Source organism: Enterobacter sp. Li2LvB3, assembly GCF_056156645.1.
Genome location: NZ_JBSICG010000020.1, coordinates 89,679 through 107,324, shown reverse-complemented (window position 1 = coordinate 107,324; position 17,646 = coordinate 89,679). Strand labels below are relative to the sequence as shown.

Genomic DNA, 17,646 nt, shown 5'->3' with positions numbered 1-17,646 from the left:
ACCCCAGCCCTCTCCCCAAAAAGGAGAGGGAGTCGTCCGTGCTCGTATTTTTGTGGGGATTCCTCAACCCCGTGGGAGAGGGTCAGGGTGAGGGCATCAGGCCGCACAGTATCACCGCCCCACGTAAAACCGCTTCACCTCATCAAACTGCATCGCAAAGTCGATATAGCTCATCAGTGCCGGCGAATTCAGCTTGCGGCTCGGATAGGCCAGCCACAGGTCATTCCCTTCGACATTCCACTCTGGCAGCACGTTGACCAACGCCCCCTTCTCCACCTTATCTTCCAGCAGAAAAGCAGGCAGCAGCGTAATGCCGGCGCCTGCGATGGCACATTCCCGGGCGTACACCAGGTTATCCGTCATATGGGCGTTATCCGGCAGATAGCGGTAATCCTCGCTCTCACTTTGTAACAGCCATTCTGACCACGACTTATGGGTAATACAGCGATGTTCCACCAACTGACGGGGATGGCTAAGCGGCTCCCTCTGTGCCAGGTAGCCCGGCGAGGCCAGCATATAACGCGGGCAGTGCCCAATCATGCGGCCAATCAGCGATGAATCCTGCGGCTTACCGGTACGCAGCGCCACGTCGAACCCGGACGCCACCAGGTCCAGCACATCGTCAGAGATAGAGACATCCAGCGAGACATCCGGGTAGCGCAGTTGAAACTCGGCATTCATATGCGCCAGCAGCGTCGCGCCAATCCCTGCCGGACAGGTGATCCGCAGTCGCCCGCTGGGGTTTTCCCGCAGCCGCTGAATGGCGTACTCGGCACGCTCGCTGGCCGCCAGCATCTCCCGACAATGCACCAGATAATGCTCGCCCGCAAAGGTCAGGTTGAGCTTACGCGTAGTGCGGTTCAGCAGCCTGATCCCCACCTGTTGTTCAAGCTGGCTGATCCGCTGGCTCACGCTGGATTTTGGCAGCCCGGCCTTTTGCGCTGCCGCAGTAAAACTGCCCATTTCTGCCACCAGCGCGAACAGCGCCATATCCTGAAGCTGCTTAAACATGATTGTTCATCCTGTGCGAACACTTCGTTCTCGATTGTCCATCTTATCACGCAACTGACCACTTAATAGACTAGCCTCAACAAAACGCATTCCATTGAGGAGCTCACCATGTCAGTCAAAGCTATTGCCGTTAACCCAGAAAATCCTGCTGCTTTTATTGAAATTTCCCAACCGATGCCACAGCCCGGCGAACACGACCTGCTGGTCGAGGTGAAAGCCGTTTCCATTAATCCGGTCGATACCAAAGTACACGCAGGTATTGCCAAAAATGGCCTGAAAGACCCACGAATTCTTGGCTGGGATGCCAGCGGCATCGTTAAAGCCGTTGGGGCAAGCGTGACCGGATTCAAACCGGGCGATGAAGTGTGGTACGCAGGTGACATCACCCGCCCGGGTAGCAACACCACGCATCAGCTGATTGATGCCCGTATCGTCGGGCGCAAGCCTGCAAGCCTGGGCTGGGCCGCTGCGGCTGCATTGCCACTGACCGCCTTGACGGCGTGGGAAGGGCTGTTTGAGCGGCTGAACATTCAGGATGCCGGGCAGGATAAAACACTGCTGATCATTGGTGGAGCGGGCGGTGTGGGATCACTTGCGATCCCGTTTGCGAAGCACAACAGCAAGGTAAAAGTGATCGCCACCGCCTCGCGGGAAGATTCAGCTAAGTGGTGTCGGGATCGCGGTGCAGACATGGTAGTGAACTACCGCGATCTGAAAGGCGAACTGGCAAAACAGGGACTCAACTTTGTGGATTATATTTTCATCCTCAATGATACCGACGGCCACTGGGATGCCGTGAGCGACCTGATCGCACCTCAGGGGCATATTTGTACAATCGTCGAGAACGAACATCCGCTGGATCAGAACAAACTCAAATCCAAATCCGCCGCGCTGCACTGGGAGTTTATGTACACCCGCAGCATGTACCAGACCGCAGATATGGCACGCCAGGGTGAGATCTTAAACGAGGTGGCGAAGCTGGTAGATAATGGCGTGGTGGAAAGCTCGCTCAGTGAAACACTGCACGGATTGAGCGTGGAAAGCATCAGTGAGGCACACCGTAAAGTGCTGGACGGACATATGCGGGGGAAAGTCGTGGTTGAGTACTGAGTGGGTTGTTCCCACTCACCCTGCCCTCTCCCCACAGGGGAGAGGGTAAAGACAGCTCCGTGCGATCCCCTCTCCCCTGTGGGGAGTGGGTTAGGGTGAGGGGTAAGTTTTTTACCCCTGCTCCCCCATCATCTCTTTCACCAGCTCCACACAGCGCAGGAAGCGGTTGTCGTAGTCTGATTCTTCGACATGCACAAACTCCACGTTGTTCTCGTGCAGCATATCCACCAGCATGGTCTGGAACTCTTTTCTGTCTACCGAGCTGCCAAGGCTGCGCATCCCATCAGCAACCCACGGGGTGTTGTTTTCCAGCAGGATCACCAGGTCGAAGCGGTATTCGTCAATCAGCACCTGGACGAACGGGTGTTCGCGGCCTTCGTACTTTTTACAGAACGCCTGCGTGGTGACGAAATCCGTATCGATAAACGCCACCTTGTTGGCGTACTTCACTGCAAAATCAATGTACTGCGCGTGTCCAAGCGCAATCTTATCGTAGTCGGAATACTGGAGCGCCATCTCATCGCCGCCCAGATGGGAGAAGACATAATCACGCCCGTACTCCCAGGCACTGGTGGTGTTAAAGATGTTCGCCAGCTTGTTGACCAGCGTCGACTTACCGCTCGACTCACCGCCCAGAATGGCTACCGTACGCACAAAGAACGGTTTCACTTCAGTCGGAATGTAATCCCAGTAGCGGAACGGGTTTTCACGGATCTGCGCCCCGCTGATGCTCATAAAGGTGCGTTTTGGGTCGATAAGCACCGTTTCCGTACCCAGATGCTCGCGGAACTGCGGGGCATCTAGCTCTTCAGAGGTGTAGATCCAGTTAGGCGCGATCCCCTTCTCTTCCATAAAGGCTTTCACGCCATTGCTCCACACGTCCCAGCCGTGCGGATACGGCTCCATGCCCTCTTCATTGAACGCATGAATACGAATATTTTTCTGGTACTTAAAGGTCTGGAGCAGCCAGCGCAGGCGATCCGGCACCGTCGGCTGTTGCGACATAGCGCTGTCTTCGAACAACTCGCGGTCACGTTTTTCGTCGTAGCCCATGATGATGTGCAACTCATCAACCTGGCTACAGGCGCGCTGGATCAGATAGATATGCCCGGTATGCAGCGGGTAAAACTTGCCAAAAACCACACCGATATTCTTCTGCATACGCGGAAATTCTAGCCCCAGGAAGCGATGCAATGCTTCCAGCTTTTGCGCACTGGGGCTTTTGATTTTGGCATTCAGCAGTTGGCTCAGATAGCCTTTGGTCATACCGCTGGCATCCGCCACCTGCTGCAAGGTGCAGCCTTTCTGGCGAATTGCGGTCTTGAGATAGTCAAATGATGACATTAATTACGGTGCCTCCTGCAACATCGAATACACATACCCTAAATAATTCGAGTTGCAGGAAGGCGGCAAGGAAGCGCATCCCCGGAGCTTACTAAAGGTAAGTGACCGGGGTAAGCGAACGCAGCCAACGCACATGCAACTTGAAGTATGACGGGTATAATTATAAGTCGTCAAAGACACTTAATGCATCTGCGAGTTTCTTCACGCCGAAAACCTGCATCCCTTCAGGGATTTTTTTCGGCACGTTCGCCGCTGGCACAATAGCCCGACGGAACCCGTGTTTGGCCGCCTCAGAGATACGCTCCTGGCCGCTCGGCACCGGGCGAATTTCCCCGGCAAGACCTACTTCGCCAAAGACCACCAGATCCTGCGGTAGCGGCCTGTCGCGCAGGCTGGACACCATCGCCAGCAGCAATGCGAGGTCAGCACTGGTTTCGGTGACTTTAACACCGCCCACCACGTTAACAAAGACGTCCTGATCCGCCATTTGCAGGCCGCCGTGACGGTGCAACACGGCCAGCAGGATAGCTAACCGGTTCTGCTCCAGGCCAACCGCCACACGCCGCGGGTTGCCCATCATCGAGACATCCACCAGCGCCTGGATTTCCACCAGCAGCGGGCGCGTACCTTCCCAGAGCACCATCACCGAACTGCCGGAGGTGACTTCATCACCACGGCTGAGGAAGATGGCTGACGGATTACTGACTTCACGCAGCCCCTGTTCGGTCATGGCAAAGACGCCCAGCTCATTCACCGCGCCAAAGCGGTTTTTATGGCTGCGCAGCGTACGGAAACGGGAGTCCGCATCGCCGTCGAGCATCACCGAGCAGTCGATACAGTGTTCGAGCACTTTCGGCCCGGCAAGCGAGCCATCTTTGGTTACGTGGCCAACCATCACAATCGCCACGCCGCGCGTTTTGGCAAAGCGTGTCAGATAGGCTGCGGTTTCGCGCACCTGAGCCACACTGCCTGGCGAAGACTGGATATCCGCCATGTGCATCACCTGGATGGAATCGATAACCATCAGCTTCGGCTGCTCTTCTTCAGCAATCATGCAAATCTGTTCAATGCTGGTTTCCGAGAGCATGTTCAGGTTGCTGGTCGGCAGACCAAGACGGTGCGCACGCATCGCCACCTGCTGCAATGACTCTTCCCCCGTGACGTACAGGGTTTTCATCTGCTCGGCGAGTTTGCACAGGGTTTGCAGCAGCAGCGTCGATTTACCGGCCCCCGGGTTACCGCCGATAAGAATGGCGCTACCCGGCACTACCCCACCGCCAAGCACACGGTCGAACTCTTTGAATCCGGTAGAGAAACGTGGCAACTCTTCCAGGCTGATGTCCGAGAGCTTCTGGACTTTCGCCACACCGGCATTCCCCGCATAGCCGCTGAGGCGCTCATTGCGGGCCACGCTCGGCGAAGCCGCCACACCACGCACTTCGGTAATGGTGTTCCAGGCATGACAGGCACTGCATTGCCCCTGCCAGCGCGGATAATCCGCGCCACATTCATTACAGACAAATGCGCGTTTTGGAGCTTTCGCCACGGTTTACCTCGTTATTTCTGATTAATGCTGCCAGAGAGAATGCAGAAAACCCCCATCAGGTCAGCATGACGGATGGTCACTTCCGTCTTTTCATTCACTTTTGGCTTGGCATGGTAGGCAATGCCCAGACCCGCTGCTTTGATCATCGGCAGATCGTTAGCACCATCACCAATCGCCACGGTTTGTACGACAGGAATTTCATATTTTTCAGCCAGACGGGTCAGCGTGTTCGCTTTGTACTGCGCGTCCACAATGTCGCCAATCACATGACCGGTCAGTTTACCGTCCATGATCTCCAGCTCGTTCGCCACCACGGTGGTCAGGCGCAGCTTGTCACGCAGGTAATCGGCGAAGAAAGTGAAACCACCAGAAGCAATTGCCACTTTCCAGCCCAGCGTTTCCATCTTCAGCACTAATTGCGTTAGCCCTGGCATCAGCGGCAGCTCATCACGCACCTGACGTAGAATATTGGCATCGGCCCCTTTCAGGGTTGCCACGCGTTGTCTGAGGCTTGCGGTAAAGTCCAGCTCGCCACGCATCGCGCGTTCCGTCACTTCTGCCACCAGCTCACCGCTGCCGGCCAGTTTGGCTATTTCGTCGATGCACTCGATCTGGATGGCGGTAGAGTCCATATCCATGACCAGTAAACCAGGCGTTTTCAGATGCGGGATTTTGCCCAGCGGGGCCACGTCCAGCCCGGCATCGTGTGCCAGGCGCGTGGCGCGCTGCGTCAGGGAACCGGCCAGGCGAATAACCTGGTAATCCTCCACGCACCAGGCTGCAACGATCACCATCGCAGCACCCAGTTTGGTTTGATATTGCGTCAGGCGCTGCTTATCGAGGCCGCGTCCGTACAGCAGCCAGCCGCTACGACCGGCGTGGTAATCCAGAGGCATCACCTCATCACCACTTAAAGAGAGCGGCAATCCTGGCCATAAAGAGACATCCGTTGGCAGGTCGCACCAGGTAATGTTCGGCATTGAAGCTCCTGTAATTTCGTTCGCGCCGGAAGGTTCCAGAGGGAAAATAACGCATGAGGCTACCCTGTAACCATCACTTCTGGCAACATTAAGCCGTAAATTTTCAGCAGGTGGAATATGGCTCGCGCAAAACTGAAATTCCGGCTTCATCGTGCCGTGATTGTCCTTATCTGTCTGGCGCTCCTGGTGGCGCTGATGCAAGGGGCATCATGGTTTAGCCAGAATCATCAACGGCAACGCAATCCGCAACTTGAAGAGTTGGCCCGCACGCTGGCGCGTCAGGTGACCCTTAACGTTGCACCATCTATGCGTACTGAAACGCCGGATGACAAGCGAATAAGCCAGGTATTACGCCAGCTTACGGAGAACAGCCGTATTCTGGATGCCGGAGTCTATGACGAACAGGGCGACCTGATCGCCCGTGCGGGTGAGCACGTCGACGTGCGCGACAGGCTGGCGCTGGACGGTAAAAAAGCCGGGGGCTACTTCAACCAGCAAATCGTCGAACCTATTCAGGGGAAAAATGGCCCGCTGGGATATTTGCGCCTGACGCTCGACACCCACACGCTGCCTACCGAAGCCAAACAGGTGGATAACACCACCAATATTCTGCGCCTGATGTTGCTGCTTTCGCTGGCCATTGGCGTGGTGCTGGCGCGTACCCTGTTGCAGGGAAAACGCACACGCTGGCAGCAGTCCCCCTTCCTGTTGACCGCCAGCAAGTCTATTCCTGAAGACGAAGAGAGCGAGAAGAAAGATTAGTGATAAAGTGGGCGGATGATTCGGAAAAGGAACTTTGCCATGACGACATTACGCCTGCTTATCTCTGACTCTTACGATCCCTGGTTTAACCTCGCGGTGGAAGAGTGCATCTTCCGCCAAATGCCCGCCACCCAACGCGTACTCTTCCTGTGGCGTAACGCCGATACCGTGGTCATTGGCCGGGCGCAAAACCCATGGAAAGAGTGCAACACTCGGCGTATGGAAGAGGATAACGTCCGTCTGGCACGCCGGAGCAGCGGGGGCGGCGCGGTGTTTCACGATCTGGGCAACACCTGCTTTACCTTTATGGCGGGTAAACCGGAGTACGATAAAACCATCTCCACGGCCATCGTGCTCAATGCCCTGAACGCGCTTGGCGTTCAGGCTGAAGCGTCCGGGCGCAATGATCTGGTGGTCAGTACAGAGGAAGGCGATCGCAAGGTTTCCGGCTCGGCGTATCGCGAAACCAAAGATCGCGGTTTCCATCACGGCACACTGCTGCTCAACGCCGATCTCAGCCGTCTGGCCAACTACCTTAACCCGGACAAGAAAAAGCTTCAGGCTAAAGGCATCACTTCCGTACGCGGCCGCGTCGCGAATCTGGTTGAGCTGCTGCCTGGCGTCACGCACGAACAGATTTGCGAGGCTATCCGCGAGGCGTTCTTTGCCCATTACGGTGAAGGCGTCGAAGCAGAAGTGATTTCACCCGACAAGACCCCCGATCTGCCGAACTTCGCGGAAACCTTCGCCCGCCAGAGCAGTTGGGAGTGGAACTTTGGTCAGGCACCGGCGTTCTCTCACCTGCTGGATGAGCGCTTTACCTGGGGCGGCGTAGAGCTGCATTTTGACGTTGATAAAGGTCATATTACCCGGACACAGGTCTTTACCGATAGCCTTAATCCGGCCCCGTTAGAAGCGCTGGCGGCACGTTTGCAGGGCTGTCTTTATCATCCGGACGTGCTTCAACAGGAGTGCGATGCGTTGTTGGTGGATTTCCCGGAACAGGAAAAAGAACTGCGTGAATTGTCGGCGTGGATTGCACGGGCTGTTCGCTAAAACAAAGCCCGCTGGCGCTACGCTTAGCGGGCCTACAACACCGTAGGCCGGGTCAGGCGAAGCCGCCACCCGGCACAACAGGTCTTACTCTTTATCGCCCAGCAGAACGGATTCCAGCGCGATTTTGATCATGTCGTTGAAGGTGGTCTGACGCTCAGCAGCAGTCGTCTGCTCGTGCGTACGGATGTGGTCAGACACGGTGCAGATGGTCAGTGCTTTTGCACCAAACTCAGCCGCTACGCCGTAGATACCTGCCGCTTCCATTTCCACGCCCAGGATGCCGTATTTTTCCATCACGTCGAACATTTCACCGCCGTCTGGTGCATAGAACAGATCAGCAGAGAAGATGTTGCCCACGCGAGCGTCAACGCCCAGCGCTTTTGCCGCGTCAACCGCGTCACGTACCATGCCGAAGTCTGCAATCGCAGCAAAGTCATGATCTTTGAAACGCATACGGTTCACTTTGGAATCGGTGCATGCACCCATGCCGATAACGATATCACGCAGTTTCACGTCCATACGAACCGCGCCGCAGGAGCCTACACGAATGATTTTCTTCACGCCGAAATCGGTGATCAGCTCTTTGGTGTAGATCGAGCAGGATGGGATACCCATACCGTGCCCCATGACAGAGATCTTGCGGCCTTTGTAAGTCCCGGTGAAGCCCAACATGCCACGCACGTTGTTCACTTCACGCACATCTTCCAGGAAGGTTTCAGCGATGTGCTTCGCACGCAGCGGGTCGCCTGGCATCAGAACAACGTCAGCGAAATCGCCCATTTCTGCGTTAATGTGTGGAGTTGCCATCTTCAGTTCCTTTTCATTTTAAATTCTCCCTCTCCCTGTGGGAGAGGGTTGGGGTGAGGGCATCAGGCCGCACCCAATGTGCCTCAGAACATGGCTTTGCCATATTCCATGTCGGACGTACCAAAGTATTTTGCAATTGTCTGGCCAATATCCGCGAAGGTTTCACGGTGGCCCAGAGAACCAGGTTTCACTTTTGGACCATACACCAGCACCGGAATGTGCTCACGGGTGTGGTCAGTACCGGTCCAGCTTGGGTCACAGCCGTGGTCAGCGGTCAGGATCAGAATGTCATCTTCACCCAGCAGCTCCATCAGCTCTGGCAGACGGCGGTCGAACAGCTCCAGACCGGCAGCATAACCGGCGATATCGCGACGGTGTCCCCAGGAGGAGTCGAAGTCCACGAAGTTGGTAAAGACAATGGTCTTGTCTCCCGCTTCTTTCATCTCTTTGATGGTGGCATCGAACAGCGCATCCAGACCGGTGGCTTTCACTTTTTTGGTGATACCGCAGTTGGCATAGATGTCCGCGATTTTACCAACGGAAACCACGTGGCCGTCTTTCTCTTCAACCAGTTTTTGCAGCACAGTCGGTGCTGGCGGCTCAACAGCCAGGTCATGACGGTTACCGGTACGCTGGAAGTTACCCGCTTTGTCGCCGATAAACGGACGCGCGATAACACGGCCAATGTTGTAGCCGCCTTCGGTCAGCTCTTCACGGGCGATTTCGCACAGCTCATACAGCTTATCCAGGCCGTAGGTCTCTTCGTGGCAGGCAATCTGGAACACGGAGTCAGCTGAGGTATAGAAAATCGGTTTGCCGGTTTTCATATGCTCTTCACCGAGCTCATCCAGGATAACGGTACCGGAGGAGTGGCAGTTACCGAGATAACCCGGCAGGTTTGCACGCTTCACCAGTTTATCCAACAACTCCTGCGGGAAGCTGTTCTGGTGATCGGAGAAATAGCCCCATTCGAACAGAACCGGAACACCGGCGATTTCCCAGTGGCCAGACGGGGTATCTTTACCGGAAGAGAGCTCGTGCGCCCAGGCGTATGCGCCCACCACTTCTGCGTTACCGTCCATACCGGCTGCGATTTTGCCGGTGGAACCTTCATGCGCTTTCACCAGGCCGAGGCTGGTCAGGTTTGGCAGAGTCAGAGGGCCTTTACGACCGTTGTCCGCTTCACCTTTGGCGCAGGCTTCAGCGATGTGACCCATGGTATCGGAACCCACGTCACCAAAACGTTCTGCATCTTCGGTTGCGCCGATGCCGAATGAGTCCAGCACCATAATAAATGCACGTTTCATAATTGTTCTCCGTACTTAGTGCTTCAAAAAATAGCGATCAGATCAGTATACAGTTATTCAGTGATACGGCGATAGACAGTCGGTGTGCTTTCTGGTGCTTTATCATCAAGCGTGATTGCCGCTTTCACCGCTCTCGCCGCATCCTGCCAGCTGGCTTCGTCTTTCGCGTGGATAACCGCCAGCGGACGTTGGCCGTCAACGCTGTCGCCCAGACGAACCATGTCGGTAAAGCCAACGCTGTAATCAATCGTGTCAGATGCCTGACGACGACCGCCACCCATCGACACCACCGCCATACCGAGCTCACGGGTATCCATTGCGGAAATAAAGCCTTCGGTATCGGCATAGACAGCTTTGCTGAGCGTCGCCGTTGGCAGGTATTTCGCGTAGTTTTCCACGAAATCGGTTGGGCCTTTCTGCGCAGCCACCATACGACCGAAGATCTCTGCCGCTTTGCCGTTATCCAGCACAGCCTGCAATTTCGCCCGAGCTTCGGCATCATCTTTGGCAAGCTTGCCGGAGATAAGCATCTCAACGCACAGCGCCATGGTGACGTCGAACAGACGTGGGTTACGGTATTCACCCGTCAGGAACTGCACAGCTTCGCGCACTTCAACGGCGTTACCTGCGCTGGATGCCAGCACCTGATTCATGTCCGTCAGCAGCGCGGTGGTGCGCACACCAGCACCGTTGGAAACGCCAACGATCGCTTCAGCAAGCTGGGCGGAAAGTTCATAGGTTGGCATAAACGCGCCGCTGCCCACTTTCACGTCCATCACCAGCGCATCCAGGCCTTCCGCCAGTTTTTTGGCGAGGATCGAAGCGGTGATCAGCGGGATGGAGTCAACAGTCGCGGTAATGTCGCGGGTGGCGTAGAAACGCTTGTCCGCCGGTGCAAGAGAGCTGGTCTGGCCGATAATCGCCACACCAACGTCTTTAATAATTTCGCGGAAGCGATTGTCATCCGGGAAGATGTCGAAGCCCGGAATGGCTTCCAGTTTATCCAGCGTGCCGCCGGTGTGACCCAGGCCACGCCCGGAGATCATCGGAATATAACCACCGCAGGCCGCAACCATTGGGCCAAGCATCAGTGAGGTAACATCACCCACACCGCCGGTAGAGTGTTTGTCGACAATAGGGCCATTAAGGTTGAGGCTTTTCCAGTCCAGAACGGTCCCTGAATCTCGCATCGCCATGGTCAACGAGACACGTTCAGGCATCGACATATCGTGGAAAAAGATGGTCATCGCCAGAGCAGCAATTTGCCCTTCAGAGACGGTGTTGTCGCGAATGCCGTTGATAAAGAAGCGGATCTCTTCGTCGCTTAATGCGTGACCATCACGTTTTTTACGAATAATTTCTTGTGCGAGAAACACGGTAACCTCCCGAAGTAGGCCGGGAGCGCTATGCGCCACCCGGTCATTCAAAAATTAGTAGCTGCTTGCGCTCTTACCGTCGCCGTGACCCAGCGCTTTGAGCAGGCTTGCCAGCAGGCTGGATGCGCCGAAGCGGTAGTGACGGGAATCCGCCCAGTCAGCGCCGAACAGCTCGTCGGCAATCGCCAGGAACTGCTGCGCGTCTTCCGCGGTACGCACGCCGCCCGCAGGTTTGAAACCAACGGTTTTGGACACGCCCATATCGCGAATGACTTCCATCATGATGCGCGCGCTTTCCGGGGTCGCGTTGACTGGCACTTTACCGGTAGAGGTTTTGATGAAATCTGCACCGGCTTTGATAGCGATCTCAGATGCTTTACGGATAAGGCGCTCTTCTTTCAGCTCACCGGTTTCGATGATCACTTTAAGCAGCACGTTTGCCGCCGCACAGGCGTCTTTACAGGCTTTCACCAGGTCAAAACCAACCTGTTCGTTGCCCGCGATCAGCGAGCGGTATGGGAACACCACGTCAACTTCATCAGCGCCGTAAGCAATCGCCGCACGGGTTTCTGCCAGCGCAATGTCGATATCGTCGTTGCCGTGCGGGAAGTTAGTCACGGTTGCAATACGCACATCCGGGGTGCCCTGCTCGTTCAGAGTCTTACGTGCAATTGGGATAAAGCGCGGGTAGATACAGATGGCTGCGGTGTTACCGACAGGCGTTTTCGCCTGATGGCACAGAGCGATGACTTTCTCATTGGTGTCGTCATCGTTCAGGGTGGTCAGGTCCATTAGTTTCAACGCACGCAGGCTGCTTGCAGTTAAATCGGTCATAACATTCTCCAACGGCATCGCCGTATAAAATTTCACCTTGCGGCTCTGTTAGTATTCTAACATCCACTCGCATACACACTTCGACATTCATCACAGTTAATGAAAACTTCGTACAAATTTGCATTGCTGTAATGAGATCAACTTCAAATTTTCTTGCTCAAACTGCTGACTAAAGCAGCGATTACCCCTGTCGGATCAAAAGCCTCCGTGGGGTGACTTCCTACAATCCGCTCATCAATCGCAGAACAATAAAGGAAGTGAATATGTCCCACTCCAGCCCTGACGCCCTGCAACAACGTTGCCAGCACATTGTGACAAGCCCGGTACTCACACCTGAGCAAAAACGTCATTTTCTGGCGCTGGAGGCGGAAAACGCCCTTCCCTATCCTGCTTTGCCACAGGCCGCCAGAGCGGCGCTGGACGCGGGTTTTATCTGCGACATGTTCGAAGGCCATGCGCCTTTCAAACCCCGTTACGTTCTGCCGGATTACGCAAAATTCCTGGCTAACGGTTCAGCATGGCTGGAGCTGGAAGGTGCGAAAGACCTTGATGATGCTCTCTCACTGCTAACCATCCTTTACCACCATGTTCCATCAGTCACATCCATGCCCGTGTATCTGGGCCAGCTTGATGCGCTACTGCAACCGTATGTTAGAATTCTAACACAAGAAGAAATCGATAGCCGCATAAAACGTTTCTGGCGCTATCTCGACAGGACACTGCCAGATGCTTTTATGCACGCAAACATCGGCCCGGCGGATACACCTGTTACGCGGGCAATTTTACGGGCTGATGCAGAGCTGAAGCAGGTCGCACCGAATTTAACCTTCATTTATGATCCCGAAATTACACCTGATGATTTGCTGCTTGAGGTGGCGAAAAATATTTGTGAGTGCAGCAAACCTCATATTTCTAACGGCCCGATAAATGATAAAATTTTCACAAAAGGTCGTTATGGTGTGGTCAGTTGTTACAATTCTCTGCCGCTGGCGGGTGGTGGTAGCACGCTGGTACGCCTCAACCTGAAAGCCATTGCTGAGCAGAGCGATTCGCCTGATGATTTCTTCACCCGCACGCTTCCGCACTACTGCCAGCAGCAAATCGCCATCATCAACGCGCGCTGCAACTTCCTGTATGAAAAATCGGGCTTCTTTGAGAATAGCTTCCTGGTGAAAGAGGGGCTGATAGATGCCGATCGTTTTGTACCGATGTTTGGCATGTATGGCCTTGCTGAGGCGGTTAACACCCTATGTGAAAAAGCCGGGATGGACGGGCGTTACGGTAAAGATGAACAGGCCAACGCGCTGGGTTATCGCATCAGCGCGCAGCTCGCCGCTTTTGTCGAAAACACGCCGGTGAAGCATGGCTGGAATCACCATGCCCTGCTGCACGCGCAGTCCGGGATAAGCTCGGACATCGGGACAACGCCAGGCGCACGCCTGCCGTACGGCGATGAACCCGATCCGATTAGCCATCTGCTCGCGGTTGCTCCACATCACCAGCATTACCCTTCAGGTATCAGCGATATTCTGACCCTGGAAGAGACGGTAAAACGTAATCCGCAGGCAGTAGTGCAGCTGTGTCTGGGGGCCTTTAAAGCCGGGATGCGCGAGTTTACGGCCAACGTGGCGGGTAACGATTTGGTCCGCGTGACCGGATACATGGTGCGATTATCAGACCTGCAAAAATACCGTGAGGAAGGGTCGCGCACCCAAACCACCTGGCTTGGAGAAGAAGCCGCGCGCAATACACGTATCCTGGATCGCCAGCCACGGGTGGTAAGCCATGAACAACAGATGCGCTTTAGTTAGTCAGATTATCCCCTTCTCCTGCGTGGACGGTCCAGGCAGCCGCCTGGCGCTGTTCCTCCAGGGCTGTAACCTGCGCTGTAAATCCTGCCACAACCCGTGGACCATCGGCCGCTGCAACGACTGCGGCGACTGCGTTCCCCATTGTCCGCACGACGCGCTGAATATTCAGGCCGGGCGGGTCTGGTGGCAGGAAAGCGACTGCAAACAGTGTGACACCTGCCTGCACCTTTGCCAGCAGCAGGCCACACCGATGGCGCAACGCTTTAGCGTAAACGATATCCTCGCGCACATTCGCAAAGTCGCGCCGTTTATCGATGGCATCACCGTGAGCGGCGGTGAGGCCACAACGCAACTGCCGTTTCTGGTGGCACTGTTCACAGCGATGAAAACAGAGCCAACCCTTCATCATTTGACCCGTCTGGTCGACAGTAACGGCCTGCTCGGGGAAACCGGCTGGCAGAAGTTATTGCCGGTTCTCGATGGTGCCATGCTGGATCTCAAAGCCTGGGGAAACGAACATCACCGCTACCTGACCGGACGTGAAAACCCGCAGATAAAGCAGAGTATCCGCTTGCTGGCGCAGCATAACCGGCTGACCGAGCTGCGGTTACTGGTTATCCCTGAGAAGTGCGATTATCTGGAGCATATCAAAGCGCTAATCGTGTTTATTCACTCGCTGGGCAATATCCCGGTGAGGATCAACGCGTTTCATGCACAAGGGGTTTACGGTGAGGCGGCCAGCTGGCGTAGCGCAACGCCTGCCGATATTGAGCCACTGGCACTGGCGCTGGAAAAAGAGAAGATCGCCGTGATCCGCCCGGCGCTCTATCTATAGCGCAATGCCAAACAGCGAGCGGGTGTTGCTCAGCAAGGCATCCGCAATCACATCCGCAGGCTCTCTGCGCAGTTCACATAGCGTGTCGAAAACGCGCGCCGCCTGTTCCGGGCGATTAGGTTGCCCCTGAAAACCGTTTAGCGGCATGTCGGGTGCGTCGGTTTCCAGCAATAACGCCGTCAGCGGTAGCTGTGCCATCACATCCCGGGTCTTGCTGGCTCGTGGGTAGGTAATCGTCCCGCCAACACCAATGCGATAGCCCAGCCCGATAAAGCGTTCAGCCTGCTGCAAACTGCCGGAAAATCCGTGCACCACGCCAGTACGGGGTAAATTTATGCGTTTCAGGTGCAGAGCCAGTTTGTCGTGAGTGCGGCGCGAGTGGAGGATCACCGGGAGATCGTGCTGCTTTGCCAGCCGGAGCTGCGCGTCGAGGAGAGTCTGCTGGCGTTCAAAATGCGGATCCTCGCGATAGAGATCCAGGCCAATCTCACCAATAGCCACCCGCTTCTTCTCGGGCGTGCGTAATATTTCGTCCAGCCTGTCGATATGTTCGTCCAGATGGCGCTCAATAACGATCGGATGCAGGCCGAGTGCGGCATACAGTGCATCATGTCGCCGGGCGAGATCCTGCACACGGTCGAAGTGAGCGGCTTCAATGGCAGGCACGACGATCGCCTGAACGCCCGCCTGCGCGGCGCGATCAATGCTTTGTTCTTCATTACCGGTAAAGGGCGGAAAATCAAAGTGGCAATGGGTGTCGACAAAGCGGTACGTCACGCCAAATCCTCATTATCAAATGTTGTATCATTCGCCTGCGCAATGTCGACTCGCGGCATCGCCAGTGCGTCATTGGCCACAATGGCAGGCGGCGTTATGATCCGTTTATGTCGATGGAAAGGCGGGTGCTCGGCCAGCAGTTTACCTACCGTTGCCAGGAAGTAGCGCCCGCAAAGCCGCCCCGTTTTATAGTCATCACGCAGTGCAGGTAAACGGCTGCCCAGCGCCATACTCAACAGTGGTTTCGGCGGATAGATCTCAAAGATCCGCAACTTACCCGGCGGTTTTTCGATAAAGCGCTGCATTGCGCCGTAACTCGCTTCATGTCGCTGGGCGATATTCACCAGCGGCTGCAGGCTGCTATCACCCAGCCAGCGCTCCATGCGCTTGAACCATTGTGGGGTGTAGTACATTTGCGAAGGCACAGTGCGGATCACCACAATGGTTTTTGCCCCTCTGCGCGCGGCTTCCTGTACCGGCACCGCATCGCTGATACCGCCGTCAAGGTAGCTCACCCCGTCAAGCATTGCGCCAGTGCGATAGAACCCCGGAATGGCGCTGGAGGCACGAATGATATCGAGCCAGTTCTCTTTCTGCGGTGAAAAATACCCCGGCGTGTAGTCATCGCCCCGGCTGGCGCACATCCAGAATTCTTTTCCGGTATCGAACAGGCGCGATGCCGTGTCCATCGCCAGCGGCATCTGGCTGGCGGTGGAATCTAACAACCAGTCGAGATCGATTAAATTCCCCCCGCGAACAAAGCGCACCGGGTTAAAAAAATCCCGCGAGGTGGTGTAACGCATGATCACTTTGCGAGCATAGCCCGGCTGGTTACACACATAGGCGGAGAGGTTTTGCGCCCCCGCCGAGGTGCCTAAAAACAGGTCGAATGGGTTGAATTGCGCACGCATAAACTCATCCAGCACGCCAGACGTGAAGATACCGCGCTGCCCGCCGCCCTCGCACACCAGTGCAAGCTGGCCCGGACGAAACGGCTTAAGCGCCAGCGGCGTAATATTGCCGAGCGTAACGGGAATTCGTTGCCCCACCTCTGCTTTCCTGCGTTATTTGTTTTGTGAATACACAGTAACCTACACCTTACGCCAGGCTCAAACCAGAAAAAGCCAGTCGGGAGACTGGCTTTGATGTTGCTGTCAGAGTGTGTGTCGCTACGGACGGCGTCGTCCGGTAAACAGGCTGACCAGGAACAGAATAATACCGACAACGAAGACAATTTTCGCTGCCCCTGCCGCTGTACCCGCCAGACCACCAAAGCCCAGCGCGGCGGCAATTAACGCGATAACCAGAAAAATAATGCCCCATCGAAACATAAGACTCTCCTTTACCATAGTTAATGTCGACCGCAAGTCGCGAGCGTTCACTGCTGATGATTCCAGGTGTAATTCTTATTCCGTCTTCCGGCCTCAGTCAGAAGAACGAATTGCGATGTGTTACTTCGATTTCAGGTCATTTTTGACGCTTTTGACGCCATCAACCGCTTTCGCAATGGCTTCGGCGCGTTCAATTTGCGCCTGAGAATCGACGGTACCGGACAACTGAACCACACCATCGGTAGTTTCTACTTTCACTTTTCGTGACGGTACGACGTCATCAGCCAGAAGCCTGGCTTTGATTTCACTGGTGGTTGCAGCATCACCGGCATAACCCTGCATAGAGCCATTTTTACTGTCGCGGACATGCAATTTGTCGCTGACGGAGGTCACACCTTCTACCCCCTTAGCAACCGCAACAGCCTGTTCAGCCTGGGTCTGGCTCTCCACAAAGCCGCTCAGCGTAACGACGCTGCCCTCTGTTTTGACGGAGATGTCGGTGCTCTTGATGTTTTTATCGTCCACCAGCGCGGCTTTCACTTTAGCGGTGATAGCGCTGTCATCCATGAAGTTACCGACTTTATTCATCGAGCTATCGATTTTTTCCCCCGTGCTTGTCGCCACGGACTGGGCTTTATCCATCGTGGTGTTTTCTGCAAAAGCAGAACCGCTTGTCACGATGCACCCCAGGGCTACGGCCAGCAGAGATTTTGAAATCTTAGGTCTTGTCATATTCATCGATGTGTTCCTGTAGTTTGC

General features: G+C 55.3%; 17 protein-coding genes. 5 read left to right on the top strand and 12 right to left on the bottom strand.

Annotated elements, in window-relative coordinates:
- Window positions 1-111: 111 nt before the first annotated feature.
- On the bottom strand, window positions 112-1,011 hold the full coding sequence (locus ACS603_RS16875) for a LysR family transcriptional regulator (protein ID WP_182059505.1): 900 nt from the start codon (window positions 1,009-1,011) through the stop codon (window positions 112-114).
- Between the two features lie 108 nt (window positions 1,012-1,119).
- Between ACS603_RS16875 and ACS603_RS16870 the strand changes: the two genes are divergently transcribed.
- Window positions 1,120-2,121: a zinc-binding alcohol dehydrogenase family protein gene (locus ACS603_RS16870; RefSeq protein ID WP_182059504.1), complete on the top strand. Its 1,002-nt coding sequence runs from the start codon at window positions 1,120-1,122 to the stop codon at window positions 2,119-2,121.
- 111 nt (window positions 2,122-2,232) lie between these two features.
- Here the strand turns inward: ACS603_RS16870 and nadR are convergent, their stop codons facing one another.
- The 3 genes from nadR to serB all read right to left on the bottom strand — a co-directional run bounded on the left by nadR (window position 2,233) and on the right by serB (window position 5,991).
- Window positions 2,233-3,465: a multifunctional transcriptional regulator/nicotinamide-nucleotide adenylyltransferase/ribosylnicotinamide kinase NadR gene (gene nadR, locus ACS603_RS16865; RefSeq protein WP_182059503.1), complete on the bottom strand. Its 1,233-nt coding sequence runs from the start codon at window positions 3,463-3,465 to the stop codon at window positions 2,233-2,235.
- Window positions 3,466-3,625: 160 nt separating this feature from the next.
- Window positions 3,626-5,011: a DNA repair protein RadA gene (radA, locus tag ACS603_RS16860; protein ID WP_182059502.1), complete on the bottom strand. Its 1,386-nt coding sequence runs from the start codon at window positions 5,009-5,011 to the stop codon at window positions 3,626-3,628.
- An 11-nt stretch (window positions 5,012-5,022) separates the two neighbouring features.
- On the bottom strand, window positions 5,023-5,991 hold the full coding sequence (gene serB / locus ACS603_RS16855; protein WP_182059501.1) for a phosphoserine phosphatase: 969 nt from the start codon (window positions 5,989-5,991) through the stop codon (window positions 5,023-5,025).
- Window positions 5,992-6,108: 117 nt separating this feature from the next.
- Between serB and ACS603_RS16850 the strand changes: the two genes are divergently transcribed.
- Complete coding sequence (locus ACS603_RS16850) at window positions 6,109-6,753, top strand: YtjB family periplasmic protein (RefSeq protein ID WP_182059500.1); 645 nt, start codon at window positions 6,109-6,111, stop codon at window positions 6,751-6,753.
- A 39-nt stretch (window positions 6,754-6,792) separates the two neighbouring features.
- The gene (gene lplA / locus ACS603_RS16845) at window positions 6,793-7,809 is read left to right on the top strand and encodes a lipoate--protein ligase (RefSeq protein WP_182059499.1); all 1,017 of its coding nucleotides are present in this window, start codon (window positions 6,793-6,795) and stop codon (window positions 7,807-7,809) included.
- 84 nt (window positions 7,810-7,893) lie between these two features.
- Here the strand turns inward: lplA and deoD are convergent, their stop codons facing one another.
- The 4 genes from deoD to deoC all read right to left on the bottom strand — a co-directional run bounded on the left by deoD (window position 7,894) and on the right by deoC (window position 12,133).
- A complete protein-coding gene (gene deoD / locus ACS603_RS16840) occupies window positions 7,894-8,616 on the bottom strand; it encodes a purine-nucleoside phosphorylase (RefSeq protein WP_014068806.1) in 723 nt (240 codons plus the stop codon).
- An 83-nt stretch (window positions 8,617-8,699) separates the two neighbouring features.
- Complete coding sequence (gene deoB, locus ACS603_RS16835) at window positions 8,700-9,923, bottom strand: phosphopentomutase (RefSeq protein ID WP_182059498.1); 1,224 nt, start codon at window positions 9,921-9,923, stop codon at window positions 8,700-8,702.
- Window positions 9,924-9,976: 53 nt separating this feature from the next.
- Window positions 9,977-11,299 (bottom strand): thymidine phosphorylase, encoded by a 1,323-nt coding sequence (gene deoA, locus ACS603_RS16830; RefSeq protein WP_182059497.1) that lies wholly within the window; start codon window positions 11,297-11,299, stop codon window positions 9,977-9,979.
- A 54-nt stretch (window positions 11,300-11,353) separates the two neighbouring features.
- Window positions 11,354-12,133: a deoxyribose-phosphate aldolase gene (deoC, locus tag ACS603_RS16825; RefSeq protein WP_474944614.1), complete on the bottom strand. Its 780-nt coding sequence runs from the start codon at window positions 12,131-12,133 to the stop codon at window positions 11,354-11,356.
- A gap of 263 nt (window positions 12,134-12,396) precedes the next feature.
- Here deoC and ACS603_RS16820 point away from each other — a divergent pair, with 263 nt between their 5' ends.
- Both ACS603_RS16820 and ACS603_RS16815 read left to right on the top strand, forming a co-directional pair.
- Complete coding sequence (locus ACS603_RS16820; RefSeq protein ID WP_182059495.1) at window positions 12,397-13,944, top strand: YjjI family glycine radical enzyme; 1,548 nt, start codon at window positions 12,397-12,399, stop codon at window positions 13,942-13,944.
- Window positions 13,919-14,779 carry a YjjW family glycine radical enzyme activase gene (locus tag ACS603_RS16815; protein WP_182059494.1) on the top strand — a complete coding sequence of 287 codons (861 nt, stop codon included), beginning with the start codon at window positions 13,919-13,921 and terminating at the stop codon, window positions 14,777-14,779. The genes ACS603_RS16820 and ACS603_RS16815 overlap by 26 nt, the downstream gene beginning before the upstream one ends.
- On the opposite strand, the gene ACS603_RS16810 is transcribed toward ACS603_RS16815, so the two are convergent.
- From ACS603_RS16810 to osmY, 4 genes are all read right to left on the bottom strand, one after another.
- A complete protein-coding gene (locus tag ACS603_RS16810; RefSeq protein ID WP_474944613.1) occupies window positions 14,774-15,556 on the bottom strand; it encodes a TatD family hydrolase in 783 nt (260 codons plus the stop codon). The two genes, ACS603_RS16815 and ACS603_RS16810, sit on opposite strands and share 6 nt — an antisense overlap.
- Entirely contained in the window at window positions 15,553-16,605 is a 1,053-nt protein-coding gene (locus tag ACS603_RS16805) for a patatin-like phospholipase family protein (protein WP_182059492.1), read from the bottom strand. Before ACS603_RS16805 ends, ACS603_RS16810 begins: the two co-directional genes overlap by 4 nt.
- A 120-nt stretch (window positions 16,606-16,725) precedes the next feature.
- A complete protein-coding gene (locus ACS603_RS16800; RefSeq protein WP_002887716.1) occupies window positions 16,726-16,887 on the bottom strand; it encodes a DUF1328 domain-containing protein in 162 nt (53 codons plus the stop codon).
- Between the two features lie 120 nt (window positions 16,888-17,007).
- Window positions 17,008-17,625 (bottom strand): molecular chaperone OsmY, encoded by a 618-nt coding sequence (gene osmY / locus ACS603_RS16795; RefSeq protein WP_474944612.1) that lies wholly within the window; start codon window positions 17,623-17,625, stop codon window positions 17,008-17,010.
- Between the last annotated feature and the right edge of the window lie 21 nt (window positions 17,626-17,646).